At 42.8% G+C, this 21,244-nt stretch carries 16 protein-coding genes; 1 reads left to right on the top strand and 15 read right to left on the bottom strand.

The features are described 5' to 3' along the window. Positions 1-146 precede the first annotated feature (146 nt). Positions 147-2,243 (bottom strand): NACHT domain-containing protein, encoded by a 2,097-nt coding sequence (locus OGM63_RS19270; protein WP_263747273.1) that lies wholly within the window; start codon positions 2,241-2,243, stop codon positions 147-149. A gap of 53 nt (positions 2,244-2,296) precedes the next feature. Here OGM63_RS19270 and OGM63_RS19265 point away from each other — a divergent pair, with 53 nt between their 5' ends. After that, positions 2,297-2,581 (top strand): hypothetical protein, encoded by a 285-nt coding sequence (locus OGM63_RS19265; RefSeq protein ID WP_263747272.1) that lies wholly within the window; start codon positions 2,297-2,299, stop codon positions 2,579-2,581. A gap of 249 nt (positions 2,582-2,830) precedes the next feature. Here the strand turns inward: OGM63_RS19265 and OGM63_RS19260 are convergent, their stop codons facing one another. From OGM63_RS19260 to OGM63_RS19195, 14 genes are all read right to left on the bottom strand, one after another. After that, complete coding sequence (locus OGM63_RS19260; protein ID WP_263747271.1) at positions 2,831-4,606, bottom strand: AAA family ATPase; 1,776 nt, start codon at positions 4,604-4,606, stop codon at positions 2,831-2,833. Between the two features lie 178 nt (positions 4,607-4,784). Beyond that, positions 4,785-6,353: a hypothetical protein gene (locus OGM63_RS19255; protein WP_263747270.1), complete on the bottom strand. Its 1,569-nt coding sequence runs from the start codon at positions 6,351-6,353 to the stop codon at positions 4,785-4,787. Continuing rightward, on the bottom strand, positions 6,353-6,667 hold the full coding sequence (locus tag OGM63_RS19250; protein ID WP_263747269.1) for a hypothetical protein: 315 nt from the start codon (positions 6,665-6,667) through the stop codon (positions 6,353-6,355). Before OGM63_RS19250 ends, OGM63_RS19255 begins: the two co-directional genes overlap by 1 nt. A gap of 235 nt (positions 6,668-6,902) precedes the next feature. Continuing rightward, the gene (locus OGM63_RS19245; RefSeq protein WP_263747268.1) at positions 6,903-8,756 is read right to left on the bottom strand and encodes a type IV secretory system conjugative DNA transfer family protein; all 1,854 of its coding nucleotides are present in this window, start codon (positions 8,754-8,756) and stop codon (positions 6,903-6,905) included. 251 nt (positions 8,757-9,007) lie between these two features. Next, positions 9,008-9,574: a hypothetical protein gene (locus OGM63_RS19240; RefSeq protein ID WP_263747267.1), complete on the bottom strand. Its 567-nt coding sequence runs from the start codon at positions 9,572-9,574 to the stop codon at positions 9,008-9,010. Between the two features lie 60 nt (positions 9,575-9,634). Further along, complete coding sequence (locus OGM63_RS19235) at positions 9,635-11,461, bottom strand: hypothetical protein (protein WP_263747266.1); 1,827 nt, start codon at positions 11,459-11,461, stop codon at positions 9,635-9,637. Positions 11,462-11,491: 30 nt separating this feature from the next. Continuing rightward, positions 11,492-12,277: a hypothetical protein gene (locus OGM63_RS19230; protein WP_263747265.1), complete on the bottom strand. Its 786-nt coding sequence runs from the start codon at positions 12,275-12,277 to the stop codon at positions 11,492-11,494. A gap of 106 nt (positions 12,278-12,383) precedes the next feature. Beyond that, positions 12,384-14,393: a TrbI/VirB10 family protein gene (locus OGM63_RS19225; RefSeq protein ID WP_263747264.1), complete on the bottom strand. Its 2,010-nt coding sequence runs from the start codon at positions 14,391-14,393 to the stop codon at positions 12,384-12,386. Further along, complete coding sequence (locus OGM63_RS19220; protein ID WP_263747263.1) at positions 14,393-15,190, bottom strand: hypothetical protein; 798 nt, start codon at positions 15,188-15,190, stop codon at positions 14,393-14,395. The genes OGM63_RS19225 and OGM63_RS19220 overlap by 1 nt, the downstream gene beginning before the upstream one ends. A gap of 130 nt (positions 15,191-15,320) precedes the next feature. Beyond that, positions 15,321-16,349, bottom strand: coding sequence for a hypothetical protein (locus tag OGM63_RS19215; protein ID WP_263747262.1), 1,029 nt, complete (start codon positions 16,347-16,349; stop codon positions 15,321-15,323). 31 nt (positions 16,350-16,380) lie between these two features. Continuing rightward, positions 16,381-17,112 carry a hypothetical protein gene (locus tag OGM63_RS19210; protein ID WP_263747261.1) on the bottom strand — a complete coding sequence of 244 codons (732 nt, stop codon included), beginning with the start codon at positions 17,110-17,112 and terminating at the stop codon, positions 16,381-16,383. 35 nt (positions 17,113-17,147) lie between these two features. Next, the gene (locus OGM63_RS19205; RefSeq protein WP_263747260.1) at positions 17,148-19,880 is read right to left on the bottom strand and encodes a putative type IV secretion/conjugal transfer ATPase; all 2,733 of its coding nucleotides are present in this window, start codon (positions 19,878-19,880) and stop codon (positions 17,148-17,150) included. 144 nt (positions 19,881-20,024) lie between these two features. After that, on the bottom strand, positions 20,025-20,384 hold the full coding sequence (locus OGM63_RS19200; RefSeq protein WP_263747259.1) for a hypothetical protein: 360 nt from the start codon (positions 20,382-20,384) through the stop codon (positions 20,025-20,027). A 2-nt stretch (positions 20,385-20,386) separates the two neighbouring features. Beyond that, positions 20,387-20,986 carry a hypothetical protein gene (locus tag OGM63_RS19195; protein WP_263747258.1) on the bottom strand — a complete coding sequence of 200 codons (600 nt, stop codon included), beginning with the start codon at positions 20,984-20,986 and terminating at the stop codon, positions 20,387-20,389. Between the last annotated feature and the right edge of the window lie 258 nt (positions 20,987-21,244).

Raw genomic sequence — 21,244 nt, 5'->3', positions numbered from 1 at the left:
TATCCATTAAATATCCATTCGTGACGAGTTAAGTTTAAGTCGCATTCGTCAATCAGTAATATTGCTCAAAAACACCCGAAACATGATTACTAATTGGCTTCATCCGCGCCATCTTAACTTGTCAAGATTGATAAATACTCCTTTCATCAAATTCGTGAGTGTGGTAGCAACAATGTGTCTTCGATTTCTTGTCGTACACCCTTATCAACGCAGCAATCACTTTTTAGGCAGACTACTAGCAGCAAGTTGGCGTGGTAATACTGATTTAGCAAATTCCGCTGCTGGTTACTAAACGCCTTAACTTGCAAATTTTGCGGCTCATCATTCAATTTTTCATATCGCCAACTTCCACCCAGGCTATGGTAGGGGACTACAATTTTTCGCAATCGATCTCCCCAATCTTTACCGCTCTCTTTCCACCAGTTACTTAATATCTCCTCATTAATATCCTCATTATTTTTTAGCTCAGAAGGTAAGTCTTCGTAGAGTTTATTGAGTTCTTGTCCCAGTTTAGAGTCACCAACTTTCTCCAAAAGTTGTTCAATAACTTCAGCTCTCGCAAAAGTAACAGCTAGGTCAGGCTCAAGAGCCGAGGAGCGGCTAAGATTGGGAAGCTCATTATTCTTGTCCCTGAAGATATCCGTAACTTCACAGCGATCGGCACGAGCTAAGAAGCTAGCACACGTAAAAGCACGAGTAAAATCAGGGTTAAGAACCCAACCAAGTGTCCGATCAAGGTCAAGGGCAATGTCAAAGTCAAGGTAACAAGCTCGGATAGCTGCTAGATTATAGGTATCTCCAACTAAAACTGAAAGAAATTTAGACTTTTCATCCACCCACTGCAAAAACTCCTGTAATTCCCTATCCTCAGCCAACAGTCCATCAATTTGTGCTTTCATCAACTGCAACAAACTATCCGATCTAACCAACATCTCAGATGTCAGCAGAAACACCTCCCGCCAAGCTTGATTAGTTAAGCGATCCATTAGTCCTTTCAACATCGGACTATCCATTGAGTTCGGATCGCAATTGGCGACAATATGTCTAGCTGTAAAATACTCGTGAAAGGTTAGGTGTGAAAAAGAGTAAATCTTCTTTGCCCGTTCCACCAACAGCCCATGCTGCGCCTCAATTGACTTTAAAACTGCTCCACTGTCCACTTCCGACTCATTCTGGTCATTACTGGGCAATTTTTGGATATAATTGGTAATTTCATCCTCAGCCTTTTCCTGCTTGAAGACATAATTACCAGTTGTGAAAGTTGAATAAGCAATTTGGCTCAATAAATTTTCCTTATGTTTTGAAGATAAATTCTTATAAATCTGCGCTCGCTCAATATATCGCTTTGCATCCCACTTCCTCAACAACACATCTAAACCATCCTTATATAGCTCTGAGCGATGGGTTGGGAAACTACCAGAATCTCCAAAGACAAAACACAAAAGAGTTAATAATAGTGGATTTGTTGCTAATTCTCGAATAGGTTTATTTTCCTTATAATTCAGTTTTTGAAGAAATCTATCAGCTTGTTTATGGTCATTTTCGCTATCGAACCATCCTTTAACGAAATAGGTAATTTGTTCATCTTCAAAATCAGCAATTTCTACCTCAGTGAAATTCTCGAAGTTGTATTCTGTTACAGCTAGACGACAAGTTATAATAAACTTGTTTTTGTAAAAATACGAATGTTTGATGAAATTCTCAATTCGTTTTTTTACACTAATTTTATGAGTTTCTCTAACTTCGTCTAAACCATCTAACAGTATTAATGCCCGACCCTCATTTAAGATTGACTGGATAACAGAGGTATTTACCTGAAATAGCGATTCAATATAAGCTAACAAATCTGGTTGACCGGGAGCTTCTGCAAAATCTCTAAGAGTAATAAAAATAGGAACGAATTGCTTCAACCGTCTTTTCTCAATACACTGCTCTTCAATACACTGCTGCTTAAGAAACTGTTTTTCAATACATTGCTCCTCAATACACTGCATTGCTAAATACCTGAGAAAGGTTGTTTTCCCCGCTCCTGGTTTGCCCAAAATTATCAGCTTCTGAAATCTTTCAACAGCTTTTAGTCCTGGAACTCGCTCTTCCTGCACATTACCTAAATTTAACCTATCGGAATTTTGTGAGGGTAAATTTTCCAGAAGGTCGCTTAATGCTCTGCGTTGTCTGCCCCTTATTTTTTCCAGTATGTTGACTCTAGTGTAAATTCTATTCAAGTCAATTGGCTGAGACATATCTAGCACTCGCATCATGCTGGAAAGATGTTGAATTTTAAGGAAGCAAAATCATGATACCCAAAATTCAAAAGCAAATGTTAGTTGGAACTGTTTCTGAAGCTTTAGTAACTAATTCAATCAATAGACCTCTCTGGAAACTAAATTTAGCTTCAATTGGCATAATGGTTTCCATCTCCGAATCGCAGATGTTTAATAGTCCCAAATGTGTTCAACAGGCAACACTGTACGATTATCTTGCTTTACTTCCAGCGCTAATTACTGCCATTACTCCATTAATTTTAGGACTAAAGGGGAAAACATCTTCTGAGCAAGACACGAAGAAAGATAGCACCTAACGATTGTCGTAAGGGTGGGTTAAACCATGCGGATACTATATCGAGTAGCAACAGACAATTTGACCAACCGGGATCGTCCGTATGAAGACTCTATAAGGGAGCATCGCGCACCTTTACTACGAGGTCATAAACATTTACGTTTCTTTACAATTTGTCCGCTGAATGCACGTATTTTCTCATCCCCCAACTTGATTAATCTCTGAACGTGATTCATAATCAGCTTTGCATAACCATAACCATCGACTTAATCTAACCTAAAGTTGAACTTTTTTCACCCCAAAATGTAGTAATGGGCGGAGCATAAATGCTGGTGTCCTCTTTAGCAGCTGGTTGGGCGACATATTTAGCCCGATTTTCAATTGCCAAAATTCTATCAGTGTCGCGGACATAAAGCGACACCATCGCTTCTCTCTCTGCTAGAAGTTCTTGCAATCCTATTTGAATTGGTAGAGATTGGTGGAATAATTTACGAGCTGCCTTTTCTACCATTCGAGCCAATTCAGCTCCTGTACAGTTAACCGTCTTACCCAATAAAATCCGCCACTGAGACTCACTCAAAGGGCTATCAGGGCAGTGGTAACGCTCATCAAATCGTGATGCGTGAAGTGTAACAATCTGCTTGCGCTCAATGGCAGTGGGAAAGCCAACATAAAAAATTTCATCAAATCTACCCACACGAGTTAACTCTGGAGGCAGTGCATCTAGTCGATTGAGAGTTGCCACTACAAACACAGGGCTTTGCTTATCTTGCAACCAGGTAAGCAAAGTCCCCAAAATTTGTTTACTGCCACTATCTTCCCCTGAAATTGTATTAACAGTAAACAGCTTGTCTAATTCATCAAAATAAAGCAGAACCGGAGCGCAGGCTTCAACACGAGTCAGTAACCGCTTTAAATAAGTTGCCCCACCGGTAGCCACTGCTCCTGTATCTACACTAACTAGAGGAAATCCTAATTCCCGCGCCGAGACATTCGCTGCCAGTGTTTTACCCGTTCCCGGTGGTCCAACCAGCAAACACCCTTTGGGTAAAGGGATATTAGCGGCTCGTGCTGAGGGCGCAAAATCGCGTTTGGCATCTTGAATAAACTGCCTCAAATTATCCAAACCCCCAAAATCGTACACCGGAGGCTCTGGGATAAAGTTTAAATTAAATGATGCAAAGCGGTTGATTTTATAGTTTAATAGCGATTGCGCGATTTCCACGCTACGCGAACGCGCGATGTCCACGCTCCAACGCGATCGCACTATGTCTGTTTCTTGCAAAGAGTCAGTTTGGGCTGCGATCTGCGCTTCTGAAGCAGACGCGAAGGAGCGATGGCGTAGCCCGCCGTAGGCATCGCTCTTTACTCGGTGAGTGCAAAGCACACGCTCGTTCGCGATCGCCAGCCTTAATCCGGCTTTAATATCTTCCTTAGTTAACCCAGCAGCAGCAGTGGTAAGCGCAGCAACTTCTTGTGGCTCAACTTTTTCGCCCGTCAAAGTTGGTAAGTAAGCTGAAATTAACTCAGCTATCTCATCACTTGTAGGCAACGGTAACTCTAAAGTCTTAATAAGTCCACTTAAGGTCGTAGGCAATTCCATTTCATCAGTAACAAGCAGAATCAAAACCTTTTCAGATTCAGTCGCTGTTAACTCTGAGTAAGTATTAATCAACAGTGATTTCAATTCATCTCCGTCAATACCCCGCATACAAGCTTCGTAATTTTCTAGTACAAAGATTCCTGTATGGGTTAGCTCCCTAACAAATTTTAAGGCAGCGATCGCACGTTGACCAGGAGTACTTTGGTCACACTCCCCAAACTCGAAACCTTCCCTTATAACAACACGCTCATCATGCTCGTTATAGTTAACAGATTTAAATTGTTGTCCTTGCCCCAAATTCCACAAATACATTGGCAGTTTTAACTGGGGTACAAGATATGAGTGTAGCAATGATAAAATTGTTAGTCGCTCCCTTACAGGTGCAACAACAGAAATTACCCTTTCATCGGCAGCAATCAGTATTTTTAAATCTTGTAAATTCATTCGTTTAAAATATTTCTATTTATGAGGATTTTCTCTTGAAAACAGGCTAAAAAATGCGTTGCATTCAGAGATAATAAAAAACTCCAAATTGAAGCGTACCAGAACACATAAAAAGAGATAGGGAGAGAGAACATTCTCTGTGTGAATGCAACGCACGTATTAGAAAACACCGTTTTAATTAAGCTCTTTCTAGTTGTTTTGGAGACTGTTTTTGAGATTGTATTGGAGACAGTTGATTTTGACGTTGTGGTGTAGATTGTTGGAGAATTGGCAACATTTGCTCGAAGTAAGCTAAGTCTCGCTCGCTCATGCGAGTTTTCATCTGCCCTTGGGCCTTAATCAACAGCGAACCGCGCCCATCTTTAGCATCAATCCGCACTTTGCCATCAGGAGTAGCTTTCCACTTGTACGAAAATTGACCATCAACTTGAACATTCGTTCCTTGCCTCTGAGCGTATTGACTTAAAGCTGTGGTAATCGCATTGACTCTGGCAAAATACTCTGTTTCTTTTTTACCTACTCTTGCAAATGCCCCACCAGGTTCTTCACCCCGACTTTGAGAAATGCGGAGTTGTTTGAGGTCTTGATGCGCTGATGTTGTCAGCTGGCTTGATGGTGAAACACGCACTCCAATCGGGGATGCGTCAAACTGCATTAATGTTTTACCTGACTTATCGCTCAAGCTATAAGATTGTCCAGAACGGGCGATGGTATAACCCGCAGTATGATAAGCAGTTGCGCCTGGTGATGTACTTTGATCGAACAAACTTTTTATTGCAACTGCTGCTTTTACATCATGCGATCGCCTTACTAAAGAAGCCCACGCAGTTTGAGCAGTATTTGCCACAGAATGCGCTGCTTGTTGCCACCAATTAGTGTTTTTAGGTTCAGTAAACCGCGCTTTAATAAATTCATCAAACTGCCGTTGTTGATTTTGTAGTTGAGAGCGTTGCAACTCCTGCATTTGGCTTAGTTGGGCAGTTAAAAGCTGTTTTAAACTGCTATCCGGCAATGCCTCCAGAGCAGTCTTTACTCTTGCTCCGCCAGTTTCTGTAACAACAGGAGTTTGTTGAACAGGTGGTAGTGTGGGATATGTAACTACTGAATCAGGTTGTTGAGGTACAACTTTTCCTAAATTAGGCTCTCGTTCACCATTGACAATTTGATTGTCTTCAGCTTTGAATTCATCATTTACAAAAAGATTATTGAAATCTGGATATTCATCTGGTAATTCATTATTTATAAAAAGATTCTCAAAATCTGCATATTCATCTGGTAATTCCTCCTCATTCACAAAATGATTCTCAAAATCTGGGTATTCATCTGGTAATTCATCATTGACAAAAGGATTATCTAAAGCATATTTATTAGTGATTTTATGAGCATTTTTGTTATCACGAAGTTGCTCATAAAATGAATTGGTAATTACCTTACCCGACTCATCAGATTCGAGAACGACCTTGCCATCTAGCTTAACTCGCATTGAAACGGCGCTCTCTACAATACCACCAACAGGAGTATTTTGCAACTGACCTAACCGCTCAAGTATAGAGGGACTAAGGTCATTAACTCCTTGACCGTAAACGATACGCTCCTTAACAGTAATTTCAATTTCTGGTTGATTATCTGCATCTTGCTGCTGTTTATTTTTGTCAACAAACTCCCGCAGCCAGTCTTCAATCAGCCGTAAATACTGTTCGGTAAAAGAGCCAGATTCACCCGCCGAGATAGGAGAAACACCGGACATTATAATTCACCTCCATTTTTGTACGCAACCGCCAAAATGTGCAAGCGATTCACAATTACTTGATTACAGAAGCAAAATACTCCTAGCTTGCCATCAAAAAACCAGGCAATAAATTTGCTTGGCTCATTTATATTTCGCTTACCTTCATAAACAATACTTCCTAGTACCTCACCTACAAGTAACCCTTGCTGGTCGAATACTTCAGTTACCAAAGGTGAGTAATTTATTTTAAAAGGAGGTAGCTGCATCGCTTGTTTTACGCGCTCCTGCCATTCGGGATATTCTGCTAGTTGTGAAAGTAAAAAATTATTCATGGGCTACATATAGGTCAATTAAGCTGTTAAGGTTGTAATTTGCCTAAGTTTAGGCTGATAGGGAGATAAGGAGAAAAATTGATTAGTTTTACCCAACTTTGAAAATATGGAACTTGTAGGCTTCACAGATTAAGCCTATGAATGTCAATCTGGAGTTAAATCTTGATTTTTCGTAGGCTATATCCTGATAAAATCGTTAATTTATGCGAGACTGACATTCATAGAGTTAACAAATTTAAAACACTGCTGCTAAATCTTGTTCTAATGGTGTTTCTGTTGGTACAGTAAATAATTGTTCAGCTAAATCACGGCGCTCTTGAAATTGACGCGATCGCTCTTCATCAGTTACACCTGAATCCTTACTGGCAATTAATCTTTGACGAATCAAGTCCCACTTCATTTCACTCCAATTCATCTGTGTAATATCCGCTTGGGGAACTTTTACTGATTGCAGCAAGGGAACATACGCTTCATTACCACGGGTGTAAGCTGGGTTAATAATTACTGCCCGTCCCGTCCCCAATTTGGCAAACTCAGCAGCTTCCAGTAAATGCCGTTTTTGATTTTGGTCATTTAAGCTTTGAGTAGTGCCACCTTTGCCAGTGCTTCGAGATTTAGATTTGAAATTAACTTGCATTTCTCCCAAGTAATCAGAAAACAGCTTGGCAGATTCTGGATCTTGGGGGTTAAAAATAAACTTTGTTGCCGTTCCTCCCAAAATAGCTCTCGCCAATTCCTTACCGTAAGCTTTCTCCAATTGGGCAATATTCTGATAGCCTAAAATCCCACAAAATCCGTCTTCTCTGTTCTCGTTCAGCCAATTCACCAGTGCAGGCAGATATAAAGTCGGCAATTCATCCAGCGCCACAACCAAGGGGTCTTTACGAGGAATCGTTCGCGATACATTCCGAGATATAATCATGTGCAAGATAGCTGCCAGCAGCGGTCCCACAATGTCACGGTTATTTCGGTCTAAGCCAAACACGATTAGTTGCTTGCCATCCAAATCCAGGGGGAGGGTAGTTTTGCCACAGAACGCGCCTACAAAGTCTTTTTTGAGGAAGCGCTGAAAGATGCGCTGTGCTGTCCCAATGATACTGGCAACCGTTTTCTCAGAGTCCTTGACGCTGATTAGCTGAGATAAAGGTCGAGTTGTCCAAATTTTCAGTTTGTCCCTGGAAGCCACCTCTAATCGCGCTGGCAGATTGGGTAAAGATAAAATCGCCTGCGCCATCATCAAATCGCAGTATTTATCTTCCCCAGTCAGAGTTTTAATCGCCTTGGTGACAAGCAAAATCCCCTCAACTAAACTGTCCCCAGCTTCCTCGAAAAACTTATCGCCGCCAGAGTTGCCACCACCACGGTCGAAGTTACGGGCAACCACCATTGCCATTTGTCCTGCGGCGATCGCATCCTCTTCGTCTTTAATTAAGTCGAGCGGATTGCAGACTTCCGACTCTGGAAACCCCGGTGCAAATACCCGCACTGTGTAGCCACGCTTCATGGCATACGCAACGGCTCGTTTCGTTTGAGCCGGATACTTGAAATCGTACAGACACATGGGAAAGCCTTGGTCAAAAGCAGAACGAATCAGGGGGTCAATCACGGAGAAAGTTTTACCGCTACCCGCAGCACCAATAGCAGCAATACCCCGCTGGGCATCCGGGACATATAAAGTGGGGCTAGCATTAAGCAATTGCAGTGGCTTTCTCCACCTGGGGGAAGATGGTGTTTTCATTAATCCATGCTTGTGCCATTCATTTTCTAAGCGATCGCGCATTTCTCTTGGAGTACCTACATACAGCGCCACATTGTTACGTGTCACTTTTAACATTTGCTTTTTAGCTATAATCGCTGCTTTTTGCTTCTCCTTGCCACTTCCCCAATAGCTGGTAGCAATCTTGCCTTTTTTAGCGCTACCTGCACTCCAAAGTTGGAGAACTGCGACTACGACCAAACAACCCAAGAGCATTAGCCCTGATTGTGATTTGAGTAAACCCATAAGTTGTTCACCCACCCGTCCTGTCGTAGAGTGGGATGGGGACGCTGGCACTTGTATCAGGTAGTGAGTTGAGACGTGCGTATTCATGGCTGACGGTCACTTTGTGACAAATTAAAAGTTAAAAAGGCAAAATAAAGATAGACAAAGATGGTTTAAAGCCCCAATCTATTTTGGGGAAAGTTAAAAGGCAAAAAAGTTGTTTTACTCCCATCCCACCCAAAGAATACCGAAATTATTAAAGGATTTTTAGCTGACGCAAGGAAGCAAAAAAAAACACCAAAAAAAGGGGTAGTTTTATAGCAGGAAGGGAGTAGTTTTTACTTTTTACTTGTTTTGACCTACCCCCCAAAGTTTTCACCCATTTTCGTCAAAGCCTCGTTTAATTTGACAAATCCCGCACCTTGATAGCAATACTGAGAGCGTGATACCATACCCTCAATAGATGTAGTTTGGGTAATTACAAGGCACGAAAATCCATTTTGCACTGTATTATCAGCTCGAATTAACACTTCACCTTTGGGTAAGTTCGGGTTAGCAATTACTGAAAGAAGCAACTTACCCGACTCTTGGTAAACCGGATAAACACAACCAACTGCTCCACAAAGTTGCGGCGACTGAAAATCAAAAATGTACAATTTACCTGCACCTTGAGACGGGACTTGCAAAACTTTGATTGATTTGGCTTCAACATCACCTATTGAGTTTTCTCGCAACGCCCTTTTAATAAGTGATGCAGGTACAATATTTTGAGTATCTGTCCAGGTAAGTGTTTTTCCATCATTTTTTAATGAAGTCGCCTTCATCAATAAGGCAGGAACGACGAACAATGCTATACACCCAATCGCAAGTATTGTTTGATGTTTGACGGATTTAATAGTAGGAAATCGATTGATTATTGATTGCATAATTCTCTGTAAAAACATCCCATTGATTGCAAGGCTTGCGTATTGATTGCATAATTTTCTTTAAAAACATCCCATTGATTGCAAGGCTTGCGTGTAGTTAGCAGCTGCCTTTTCGCCATAGCCCTTAACTGAAAAAAGCCCGTGTACATCACTCACCGCTGCATCAATGGGAATACCTGCACCCCCAAAGTGCATTTGTGCCACTCGTTCAATTAATCGCTTTTTAGTAAAGGGTTGTCCTGTCGTCGGATCAATCTGTTGGGAGGCTTTTTCCAATAATTTCGTTATGTCAGATTCAAAGGTCGCCTGTTGTTCAGTGGGTGGAAAATACATCATCATTTCTTCACCACTTACCGCTTGTCCTTTATCCACAAGAGCAAGAAATTCTTGACCACCAGACTTACTTGATATAAGCGATCGCACGTCCGGACGATACGACATAAATTGCTTTGTTCCTAAGCTACGACCACAGTTACCCGCGCCATCACATACATACGCTCCCACAGAATCATAATTGCCTTCTATGTCTGAAAGTGCATTCGATAAAGCATCTATTTCTACTCCTTTATATTGTTTAGAACAATTACCTGAACTTGACAAAGTAGGAGCTTTAGTAGTCGTGTTTACCGAATTATTAAAACTAAATCCACTACTTTTTTTACCCGTTGGGATAGAAACTGAATTGTTAAAAGCACTACCTGTCACCAATCCTAAAAAAATTGGTTCATTTTCTTTGTAAGTCAACCAGGGAATCGGACCAATAAAGTAAGGTGTACACCCCAAATCTACTAATCCTTTCCGCATACAAGCGCGGAAGAATAAAGCTTGGGAGATCATACCATCGACTTCTGAGGTGTCCCAGACGACGACCTTAAAAGCATCACCAAAGGGGTGGCGTCCGGTTGGTTCTTTACCGCCATTAACGCTTGCCAAAATCCCTTTACCACCGTGTACCAATTGGTACTTGCCACTAATCCACTGTTTGCCTAAAACTAAGGGTGAGCCAGATAATTCGATGTGGGCGCAATCTTTTTCACACGGCACATTAAATCCTTCTTTCTTGCTGCCAGAAATTGTGCCAGAGCGCTGCTGTTCATCGGTGCCAAAAGCAATATCAACAATGCCCACATCTGCACCTACGGGATTAGCAGGATTAGGAAATTGCGAAAAAGGAACATCACCTAAACCGGGAATTTTATCAATGTTGACACCTTGCCAATCTTTAAAAGCCCCAATCGGTGTACTATCTAACCCTGGAATTGCATCTAAATTGTAGGAGTCCATTGGCAGATTAGCAAACTCTAACTGACCTAAATGTGGAGAGTGCTGTAATAATTGTCCGATTGTCTGTGTACTGTCAAACTGCGTCGCCAGTTCTTGAGAAAGTAAATCAAAAATTGGTTTGACTTCCGTAATAGGCAGATTTTTTAAAGCCGGAATAGCCTGTACCAAACTTTCTAAAGTTTGCAACTGCATTACTCCAAAGTCTGAGAGTTTAATTTTACTTAAATCTAGCCCGACAATTTCACTAATGGACTCTTGATTGAATTGTTGGAGTTTAAAACTATCCTGAAAATCTCCTAGTTTCATGTATTGAGCGGGCGTTTGTCCCGTAACCCAAGTGCGAGACGGGTCATATCCCAACTGCTTAGATACACCTGATGGTGCCAAGAAAGAACCAGATTCGGTGATACCAGGTAGAGATGAAAAAGTAATTTGATTCCAATCTGGTAACTGGGTGTTTTGCCAAGTGATTGTAGGAACTGGACTACTAGGTTCAGTTACAGCTAGCGATCGCTCACTGTAATCACTTATAAAAATACCAGAAATCACCAACGATAAACTTAATCCCGTGACAAACCCGCACAAATTCCTCAGCAATTTCATTGCTTTTTCTTTGATAATTATTTCAATGATTTAACTTGGCTGCATTTGAGGTGGAACAGGCGACGTTTTTCCTAGTTCTTGTAAACGTTGAACTAGCTGCAAAGAAATTCCACTTTTCGCTGCGGCGACTTCAATTGGTTCACCCGCTTTAACGCTTACCAAAAAGTTTTCAATTCGCTTCCACAATGGAGAGTCACGGTGAATAAGGCGCTGTTGTTGAGCAACAACTAAACCGCGACTCATCATTTGCGAATCCTGATATTGTGTGAGAACCGATGTCAAACGTGGGGGATTATTCGCTATAACTTCGGGCGTTTCTTTGGGTGTAACCTCGACCGTATGGTATTGTGAGTTTTTACCACCCATCGCCACCCGGAACATATACACCCGTCGCCCAGCAGCACCAGCTGTAACGACAGTTAGGAGTGTGCTATTTGTTTTTGCGAGTCCCGGCATATTTAACGAATTAATCCGCCGCAGATGTAAAACAGTTGCCGCATTTTGTTGGCACTCTCGCCCTAAACCCGATAAACAACCATCCGCATCCAGGGTAGCAAAGGAGGGATTGTCGAACCACACTTTTTCAACTGTCTCGCCCGTGGGAATAAAACTGATGTTGACTCCATATCCGGGAGATAATTCAATCAAAACTGGTGAAGCTGCACTTTGCCCTGTCGCTACGGGGACAGAAACACGTCGCACCGAACTAGGGGTTTCTTGAGCAAATACGCTGCGACTAGAGAAGACACTGGTCAATCCAAATCCAGTCGATATCAAAGCAATTAAAGTGATGCGTTGCTGCAATGAGGTTTTCATTTTACACTCCTAAATCAGTCCTGAAATCATTCGTCTCTAGTACTCTGTTTCTCTGCGTTCTCTGCGGTTACATTTCATTCAAAAAATCAAATAGGACTGCCATAACTTAAAACTCAAACGATTGATTTATAAACACCTGGACATTTGTCCCAGCACGGACATACCAAACGTCTTGGCGCTGTAGCATTTCTTGAAGGTCGCGCTGGTTACGCTGCAAAATTTGCTTGGTCAGAGGTGCAAAACCCCCTTCTAATACTGCACCTAATAAATTGGGGGACGAGTTGCGAGTGGTGGTGGAAGTGCTAAAATTAAAGCCACTTGTACTCGCCGATGATTCAAAATCGGGTCGATTCATCACTTCGCCGACCTTGGCAAGAGAGCCAAATAGAAATGCTGTGGCATCGTGAGAAGCATTCGCGCTGCCTTTATTACCCCACTTCGACGCAATCAAAGGCTGCCCCTTAGTACCACGAATACTTATTGCTCCAGGTGGCAGGATATACTCCTGACCATCAATCACAGCCTGCGTTGCCTCCATCTGGGCAAGTCCTGAATCGTTAATATCAACCACCTTCGCAACAATAGCAGTACCCGCTGGTAACGTTACAAAGCCCTCTTCATCGGTTATTGCTTCAGCCAGTTGGACAATAAACTTTTCGCTCTTGCGGTCAGACTTGGTAGCAACAGTGTTACTCTTAGAATCAGCCCAAATCACCGGGGTGACTAATTGCCCTTGACTTTGACCGCCCACTGTTAGCCGTCGTACAGGTACACCTGTGAGAAGAGCAGCTTCTTCAGCCGGATTAACTTGAGCTGCAAGCACTTCCTCTTCAGCTTGCGGATTTTGAGGTGCAACTACTCCGTCGCTCGTAGCTTGGATTGGAGTAGCACGGGGAATTGTTACTTTATCTGAAGTTTGACTACTTTTTACCTGAGCGATCAACTCTGGCGCTGCGCTACTCTGCCTTAAGTCACCCGGAGGGAGTCCACGCGCAATTGGGGAGTGCGCCCTAGCCTCCAGCTTGGAAGAGCCAAGCTGCTCAGAGCTTGCAAGAGAGGGCGGATACCCCGCATCTGCCGAGGTTAAACTGGTGATGGGTAAAGCCCCGCCTGCCGTAGGATGCCCGTTCGCTGCAAGGCGTCCCGTTGCAAGAGCATCTCCGACAGGAGAAGGGAAGGGCTGTAGGACGATGACTCCGCTCGCCGCAGGCATTGCACTTACTGAAGGTTGCTGCATTTGTTTTGAGGCAGATGTAGTAACTTCATTCGTTTGGACACCGCCGTAACTCCCCAAACGACTCATTGCTAGCCATTGTTCCATTGGATCGACTGGCTTTGAATTGGACGCAGATGTGTTAGACTTCGGTGTTTCTCGCACCGTGGGAAAACTAGCTACCGCCTGTCTTACAGGTTGTTGAATCGGTTGTCTAATAGGTTGTTGAACTGGCAGGCGTAGTGGTTGTCGAACGGGTTGAGGTGGTCTTGAAAGATAGCGAACAGGTGGTACAGTTTGACTTTTGTTCACTATCGGACGGGTTACAGGTGCAGTAGAGGAAGATAATTTATTGGTTGGTTTCTCAACAATTGTAGTTTTAGGACTCTTTGACTGCTCGACTGACTTAATTTTTTCAGCTTGGCTTCCTAATGCTAGCTGCGCCTTAAACTTACCTGTCTCAGCTTCCTGAGTTTCAACTTTTGTTGCTTGGATTTCGGGTTTGGACACCGTAACCATACTCGGAGCAGATTTAGGTTTTGACCCCATGATAGTGTTTAAAAATATGGCGCTGGAGCCAAACACCGCCAGCATTCCCAGCCCCACTACGCCAGATTTCGCAAACGGATTTCCTGATAAAGTTGGCTGGGTTTTACCAGTTTGCGGATCATCAAATAGTTCAGATTGAGCAATAACATTCTGACTTAAATCATCAGATAAACCTATATTTTCACCTTCAGTAAAACTGTTATCAATTCCCTCTGAAATTAACTTGTCTGTTACTTCATTGCCATTAAAATCATCAAAACCAATTAATTGAGCTAATTTCGCTTCATCCCATTCTGAGTCTAACTGGTCATCTTGTGGCAGGAAGCTAACCGTTTCATTTAGCTCTTTATCCATTACAAATTCTCCTCTGGTAAATCCCGAATTGCATAAATTTCTAACCCGCTTGCCCTAACTTGGTAAATCACAGCCGCTAGTCCCGTCATCGTTGCGGGTGGCTCTGGTGCTGACACTGCCCGAACAAATATTTCTTTATTAAAAGCAATAACTTCACCCACATTATTACCCCGGTTAAAGACAGTTAAATTAGCAACCATTTTCACTTTCCATTTACCTTCAGCAATTTTTATAGGTGGCTGGATTGATAGGGGAACTAACACAACTTGCGTTGTTCCTTTGAACACACCTTGAGGAGTTAAATCAGCTAACAACTTTAAAAAGTCTTTGCGAAAATCTTCACTTAAAGCATTGGATGCTTGCCACGCTCCGGTTGTTACTTTGCCGCGTCCATTCCCCAGTGAACGAATGTCTACCCCTGGATCTAATTTTGGGTTATTTGCCTCTTCAACTGTTGTGGGAGTGAGAGTTCCTGACCAATTCATCATCAGAGTCATTGTGTCAGTTACAAACCGGGTTACTACTTGGGGTGTACGTTCCAGACTACCCAAAGGTGCTACTGAAATTGACTTACCTGTTTCTAACTGCACGAGAGAGGGGGGTGCTTTTTTACTGAGTGAGGAGTAAGAGCCATACAGCATTAGCAACACAAAAAAAGTCAAAATGTGTAATCCAAATGTCCCCACAGCAAATAAAGCTAAAGCATCACCTGTGGAGAATTTAGTCTGTTGACGATTCAAAAAACGGAGGCGCTTTTGGTCAACTGAATCATTGCTAATATCTTTTGATGCAGCCATAAATCATCACTTTTTTAAGTTTTTACTTAAGTAGATTGGTACAAATAAAGTTAACTGGTGAGGCTATTAACAGTTAATAGTCATGACGCATGAACCCTTAATACAGTTATGTTTATTTGCGTCCACTTACTTATTTAAATTGAGGTAAAATTCGGGTGACAACACTGCTTAATCCAAAACGAGTAATACTGGATAAGCTATTAAAAACAGCCATGCCCCCACCTGCTGCGATCGCCATTGCCAAAATCGGGGCAAGCAGTCCAGTAGCAAAGGCAAAAATCATCGGGTCATTCTCTTCAGCATTTACAACCAGGGTGGCAACAAGTCCAGAAATAATATTAAATGAAACCTTTACCATTCCCACACTAAAAAAGCCAGTTAACCAAGCAAAAATTGCTTTTTGACCTACAGGGAGCAGTGAACCACCCACGGCTAATGGTCCCATTAAAGCAGTAAGTAGCATCGAGATTTCAATCATCCATTGAAAGGCAATTGAAAAAGCAATTAACCAACCTCTTACTGCCAATTGAAATACATTTGTGTTGAAAAATTCATTCACACCAAAATCAGGAAACCACCCCTTACCACCATTAGGAGAACTATCAGCAATTTGTTTTGCCTGAGCAATGGCATTCTCCATGCATTCGCGGCGTTGTTGGGGGTCAGCAATAGATTCGCATTGAGTTAAAAGCGATCGCGCTGCATCCTGGGAACCAATATCAGCCATTGCCCGTTGATAAGCTTCTTGAAGTTGAATCGAAGCCGAAGTAGAAGTTAACAGCGTTTGATTCGTCTGGTTAATAATCTCACGTAGTCCTCTGGTTGCTGCTGCTAAAGGTTGAGCTTGGTTGCTAAGAAGAACTACAACTACAAGAGGCCAAATTAGTTCCGAGAAAGCTTTGGGGTTATCACCGTCTACCATGTCTTTTGCCCATTGAACAACGAATAACAGGAGAGTGCCAACCCCAAAGAAGACTCCCAGTTGTGCGATCGCTCCATACAAGCCGCCGCTAAGTACATCATCCCAAAGTCCGTTCATAAATTCAGCAATTGCAGCACTTGCTGCTGCCCCATCTTCAGTGATGCGAGAAGCTTCCTCGCCCACTTTTGATGTTTGAGCAATAATCAATCCAGAACTGAACAGTTGAAATAACAACATAGACGGCGTACCTTTTATCTGCTAAAATCCTTTAGAACAACCGCGCTTTGGCAGTTGTACGGTAGTTTTGAAATCCTTGACCTACCGTTTCCCGTTGCTTTGCCTGGTTTTGACCATCAACAGAGCGAGAGATATTAGTCAAGTTAATATTCGCTAAATCTTGCGACTGTTGCTGTTTCAATCCGTCAGCCCGCATCGCTCCTAAGATTGCTGCTTGTTGGGCGTTTTGTTGAGCGATTTGCTTCATCACGTTTTGCGTCACAACTTCGCCTTGAGCAGTTGTTGCTTGTTGCTGGACTCGCTCAATAGATTGTTGCGTGCGCTGAATTTGTTCTTTTTGGCGTTCTTGACCTTCTTTACCTAACGTTGAAGCACTGACTGCACGGGTAATTTGACGATCAACTTCATTAGTTGCGTTCTCAACCGGGTTAACCGGAGCATCTGTGGCAGCCCCTATTTTCTCAACTTCTTTTCTTGCAACAGTCGGGTCGGGTAAGCCCAATGCACCCATTGCTTCATCAATGGCAGCTTGTAAATCTCCCCCCAAAGATTCAGCTAAGGGTTGAATTTTGTCAGAGAGGATGGAGGACACATAATTTTGCAGAGAACCAAGTTGAGAAGTAAATTGCTCAAACACTTTCGCTAAGGGATTGTCACTTTGAAAAGGAAGGGTTGTAGCAAGAGAAGGAGTGTTTGCAGTTGATAGGAGTGCGATCGCCATAGCTGTACCAAATACAACTTTTTTCCACTGACCTGCTTTCATAAATCCTCCAGAATTCTAGTTGATTGCAAACTTTATTACAGTGATTCCACTAACTGTTTAGAAAACTCAGTGAGTGCCACAAACTTGTCAGCATGACGAGCGAGTGCTGTTGTTCTTTGGGCTTGCTCGTCGGGATTATTTGCCACTGCTGCTAGTAAATTTATGGCTGGGTAGTAACGACAAAATGTAAACACTCCAGCATCATCCAACAGCCATTGCGAATAAATCCCAGACTTCTTAGGAAAGAAACTTTCAGTAGCATTCCGTCCAATAATCTCTCGCGGGTACTTGAGAATCGAAACAAAACTATCTACCGCTGTGGGTTGAATCCGACCAATTAGGCGAGTGGTTAAGTTCTGAAAAATCTTGGCACCAGCTGGAGATTTGGCAATCGTGTCAGGGTCTTGAGCTGATAAAATAACTCGAATCCCAGCCTTAGCACCGTTGGCACATAAGCGCCCCACTAGGGCAGCGATTGAGTCATATTCAAACAAAATCGGACTTTCATCGATAAAAAACACACTCGCAGGAGCTGCCAACGCCCGACGCAGCGCTGCTGAGTAAGCACTTAAACTGAGAATGGCTGCATCTTCATCGTTGGACAAGTTACGCAGCGCAAAGACGAGTAACCTAGCATCACTGTTAAATGTACTCGGTTGAGAGATTGCCTTACCCACTCGACTACTAAGCCAGAAGCGCAAGCGCAATTTTACTTGCTCTAATCCAGCTTTAGTATCTCCGCTTATAGCGTCCAAACGCAATCGCTCGTGGGAACAAAAGCTCAAGAAGTCAACTAGAGTCGGCATTGCTTGCCATTCAGGGGAGCCGAAGCCCGAAGTGAATGCAGCCGCATAGCGATCGCGGATTTGGTCGTCACTGAAAAAAGCAGTAATTGCCAGTGCCAAAATTGACCGCACTGTATCGCTTATCACCAACGAAGCTGCACCACTTTCGGAGCGCTTTGTTCCCACAATCATTGCCAGCAGCGCCGTTGCTAAGAAATCTTTGTAGTCTTCAAACCGCTCTTGCTGCAATTTGGGGTCGAGCGATCGCAGATTGGGCAACTCGAACAAATTTGAACTTTCCCGCCCGATGTCGAAATACGCCCCATCTTTCCCCATAAAGCGGGTGTAATCGGTAAACGTGCTACTACCATCTGGTTTGGGATAATCCATCGCTACAACGGGCATTCCATGAGCTAGAGCTTGGGTGAGAATTCCTGCTGCTAGTACTGATTTACCACTCCGGGTTGTGCCGAATAATCCCAGATTCTTGTGCTGGGTATAAAGATTGAGGAAAGTGGGCGTACCCCCTTCTTCAGCAATAAGTTCAAATCCGGTATTATCTCCGGCTTTTGTTCGCACAAGGGGCATCAATCCAGGCACTTCACCACTGAGGTAAACTAGCCGACGATTGAAGGGAACGGTCATTAAGCGCTCCCAGGTAATCGGGAAGGTCTGCAACCAAAGTCGCCAGGGATATTCAGTTTCGCGCACTACCCAAGCTGGGCGTAAAAACATTGATTGCAGATATCGACACGCCTCATCTAGTTTTTCTCTTGTAGGGCGATGCACTAAAAACACTACAGCAGTGTGGATGGGAACAGCTCCCTCATATAGTTCCTCTTGGGCAGCGATTGACTTTTTGATATTGAGCAGCGATTTAACATCAACCGAGTTTTTCTCACTTGCTATCTGAGCGGTAGTATTCGATTGCTTGGTAAGACGCTGCATATTAGTTTTAACTAGCGTCTCGTTCGCTCGCATCAGCTGGCAGTAAATTTCAGTGTCGTACACCCGTTCCCGTGAGACTACCTCCCACAGATAACGCAACTGACGCTCCTTGTCCGTCCACCCACCGGGCTTATCAGCGAAGGTGAGTGCGCCAATATACTTATCTTTCAGGTGTACCCAACGCCGATCGGCAAGGGGAATTGATGACTCACTCTCCATCAATAAAGAGGTAGGATGGACTTCTGAGTACACTTCTTCTCTCAGCCCGTCTTCATCTAAAACCAGTAGCTGGGGGATGTCCCGTGGTGGGGTGTCGTTAAACCGCTGCCAGATAACTGCCCAAAGTTCCTCTGCACTTAACGGGCGAATATCTAAGCCCATTTTATTGGCGAGTAATTGTTCCCATAGCTGGTAGCCATCAGTAAAAGATGTGTAGAGGAGACGCTCAATCCGAACAAACTGCATCTCGTTGATTTCACCTGTAAATGACTTCCAGGAACGTTCCAAACGGGACAACAACTTCTCAATTGCGTCAGTTGTGCCAGCCATATCTGGTTCAACCGTATATGTGCAGTATAATCTCAACGTTTTTGGTTTACGAACTCCAGTTTTAGTTAATTGGTGGATGCGCGATCGCTCTCCCATGAGCAGATACTGTAATTCTTGGTTAGGAGCGCTTGCAGATAAATTGCGTAGTTCCTTTTGCCTTTTTTCATCTGAAGTAAAAGAGCCAAGATGAATTGTTAAACGTTCTCCTTCAGGTAAATCTTTCAATCCTGATTCAATCGCATCAAACACTGGCTCAATTTCTTCTGTTCGCAATGTGGCATGAATGCCTTTGCATTCAAACCCAAAGTGAATCATGAAGTTGTTCAATCCCTGACGCAGCACATAAGCGCCGACTTGCCTACCTTGAAGATTAATTTGTAACATCGACACTAAAGCGAAGGCATCTTCCAGAGGTGAATAACGAACTTTTGTTGCTCCATTATCAACGATTGCTTTACCAACTTTTGTTTTTACTTTAGAAGTCAAATTATCACCTCCTTGTTTTTTTGACAAAGCTGTTAGCTATTAGCTATTAGCCCGGTACATGCCTCGCCCGACGTTAAGCGAAAAATTAAGGCAAGGGGAGGTTAATACCCCGCTCCTCGTGAGCGGCTTGTCTAAAGCTAATCGCTAATCGCTAATCGCTTTTATGTTTTTTATTTTCTTGACTTTCTTGGGTGCGCTGTAATTATTCAGTTGCAACATTCTTTGATATGGTACGCGCACTCTTGTCCAGTTGGGAGTCAGTACAAACTTAGCTAAGAATCGCCAAGCTCTTGACCCTGTAAGCACCCACCAAGTAGATATTCCCCAAGCAGCCACAGCGGATGTCCAAATCCAATTCAATTTCAACAAACCGTGACATAAGTAATAAGAGATGCCACAAATAACTGCCCAAGGAATAAGTTGGTCTGCTGGAAACGGACCGATATTCGGTTGTTTTCCCAGAGTTGCATTGACAGTGCGGAATTTAGATTTCTTCGGCTCCATTCCTATCCTTTAGCGATGCCACCACCACCGCCACCGACAATCAAACTTGCTAGAATATCGCCCATTGTTATTGCAATTAGAATAATCATCGGTGTCCGGGCTAAATTCTGCCAATCCTCATCTTGGCGGGCTGCTTGGATGACTTTGACTAAGGAAATTCCCAAGTAAAGTAAGAACAAGCCCCGTAGCACGTTAAAGACTAAAGGAATCGCCTCACCTGCACTTGTAAACTCCCCGGTCATCCAAGTTTCTGCACCTTGGAAGAACTGAGCATTAGCTGGAGTGGATAGCGCATCTAATAGGAACAAAGCACCCACCAGTGTAAATAAAACAGTGGCAATTTTATAACGGCGGTTGAATCGAGTCAGCCAATTGAAAAAAGGATTTAGTTCGTGTCGCCAGACAATTGCAGCAGTTCCAAAAACTGCGCTACCAAAAGTTGTAAAACTAACTAAACTCGCGGTCATAATCATGTCTAATAACATGGCTATAGTCGCAAGCATCATTAATGGATAGATGGTGATTGATTGAGATGAGGGATTATGCGGCACTTGCAATTTGGAAAAACCAGTTTTTTCTGTTTTAAATGTTCTTGATGACATTGGAAAAACACCTTTATGTGTAAAACAAAGCGGATAGCAAAGTTGCTATATCTGTGGTAACAGTTTGTCATCAGAACCCCCATCAAACCATTGTTAGAGGTTTGTTACTGACTTCCAGTCATTAATTTTTGGTAATTGTTAAATAAATATTAAATTTTTTTTGATAAAAAACAGCACTTTCAAGTGCTAATTAGCAGTTTAACTGGAGGTAACCGTAATTAAAAATTATTTAAAGTAATTTTTATTACTAAAATAATT

The sequence above is a fragment of the Plectonema radiosum NIES-515 genome (genome assembly GCF_025753815.1).
Classification (GTDB): Bacteria; Cyanobacteriota; Cyanobacteriia; order Cyanobacteriales; family Nostocaceae; genus Hassallia; species Hassallia radiosum_A.
This window is presented reverse-complemented; position numbering and strand designations above follow the sequence as displayed.

Coding starts and splice junctions, on each gene's coding strand:
- OGM63_RS19270 (WP_263747273.1), bottom strand. CDS start 2,243: ATGTCTCAGCCAATTGACTTGAATAGAATTTACACTAGAGTCAACATA.
- OGM63_RS19265 (WP_263747272.1), top strand. CDS start 2,297: ATGATACCCAAAATTCAAAAGCAAATGTTAGTTGGAACTGTTTCTGAA.
- OGM63_RS19260 (WP_263747271.1), bottom strand. CDS start 4,606: ATGAATTTACAAGATTTAAAAATACTGATTGCTGCCGATGAAAGGGTA.
- OGM63_RS19255 (WP_263747270.1), bottom strand. CDS start 6,353: ATGTCCGGTGTTTCTCCTATCTCGGCGGGTGAATCTGGCTCTTTTACC.
- OGM63_RS19250 (WP_263747269.1), bottom strand. CDS start 6,667: ATGAATAATTTTTTACTTTCACAACTAGCAGAATATCCCGAATGGCAG.
- OGM63_RS19245 (WP_263747268.1), bottom strand. CDS start 8,756: ATGAATACGCACGTCTCAACTCACTACCTGATACAAGTGCCAGCGTCC.
- OGM63_RS19240 (WP_263747267.1), bottom strand. CDS start 9,574: ATGCAATCAATAATCAATCGATTTCCTACTATTAAATCCGTCAAACAT.
- OGM63_RS19235 (WP_263747266.1), bottom strand. CDS start 11,461: ATGAAATTGCTGAGGAATTTGTGCGGGTTTGTCACGGGATTAAGTTTA.
- OGM63_RS19230 (WP_263747265.1), bottom strand. CDS start 12,277: ATGAAAACCTCATTGCAGCAACGCATCACTTTAATTGCTTTGATATCG.
- OGM63_RS19225 (WP_263747264.1), bottom strand. CDS start 14,393: ATGGATAAAGAGCTAAATGAAACGGTTAGCTTCCTGCCACAAGATGAC.
- OGM63_RS19220 (WP_263747263.1), bottom strand. CDS start 15,190: ATGGCTGCATCAAAAGATATTAGCAATGATTCAGTTGACCAAAAGCGC.
- OGM63_RS19215 (WP_263747262.1), bottom strand. CDS start 16,349: ATGTTGTTATTTCAACTGTTCAGTTCTGGATTGATTATTGCTCAAACA.
- OGM63_RS19210 (WP_263747261.1), bottom strand. CDS start 17,112: ATGAAAGCAGGTCAGTGGAAAAAAGTTGTATTTGGTACAGCTATGGCG.
- OGM63_RS19200 (WP_263747259.1), bottom strand. CDS start 20,384: ATGGAGCCGAAGAAATCTAAATTCCGCACTGTCAATGCAACTCTGGGA.
- OGM63_RS19195 (WP_263747258.1), bottom strand. CDS start 20,986: ATGTCATCAAGAACATTTAAAACAGAAAAAACTGGTTTTTCCAAATTG.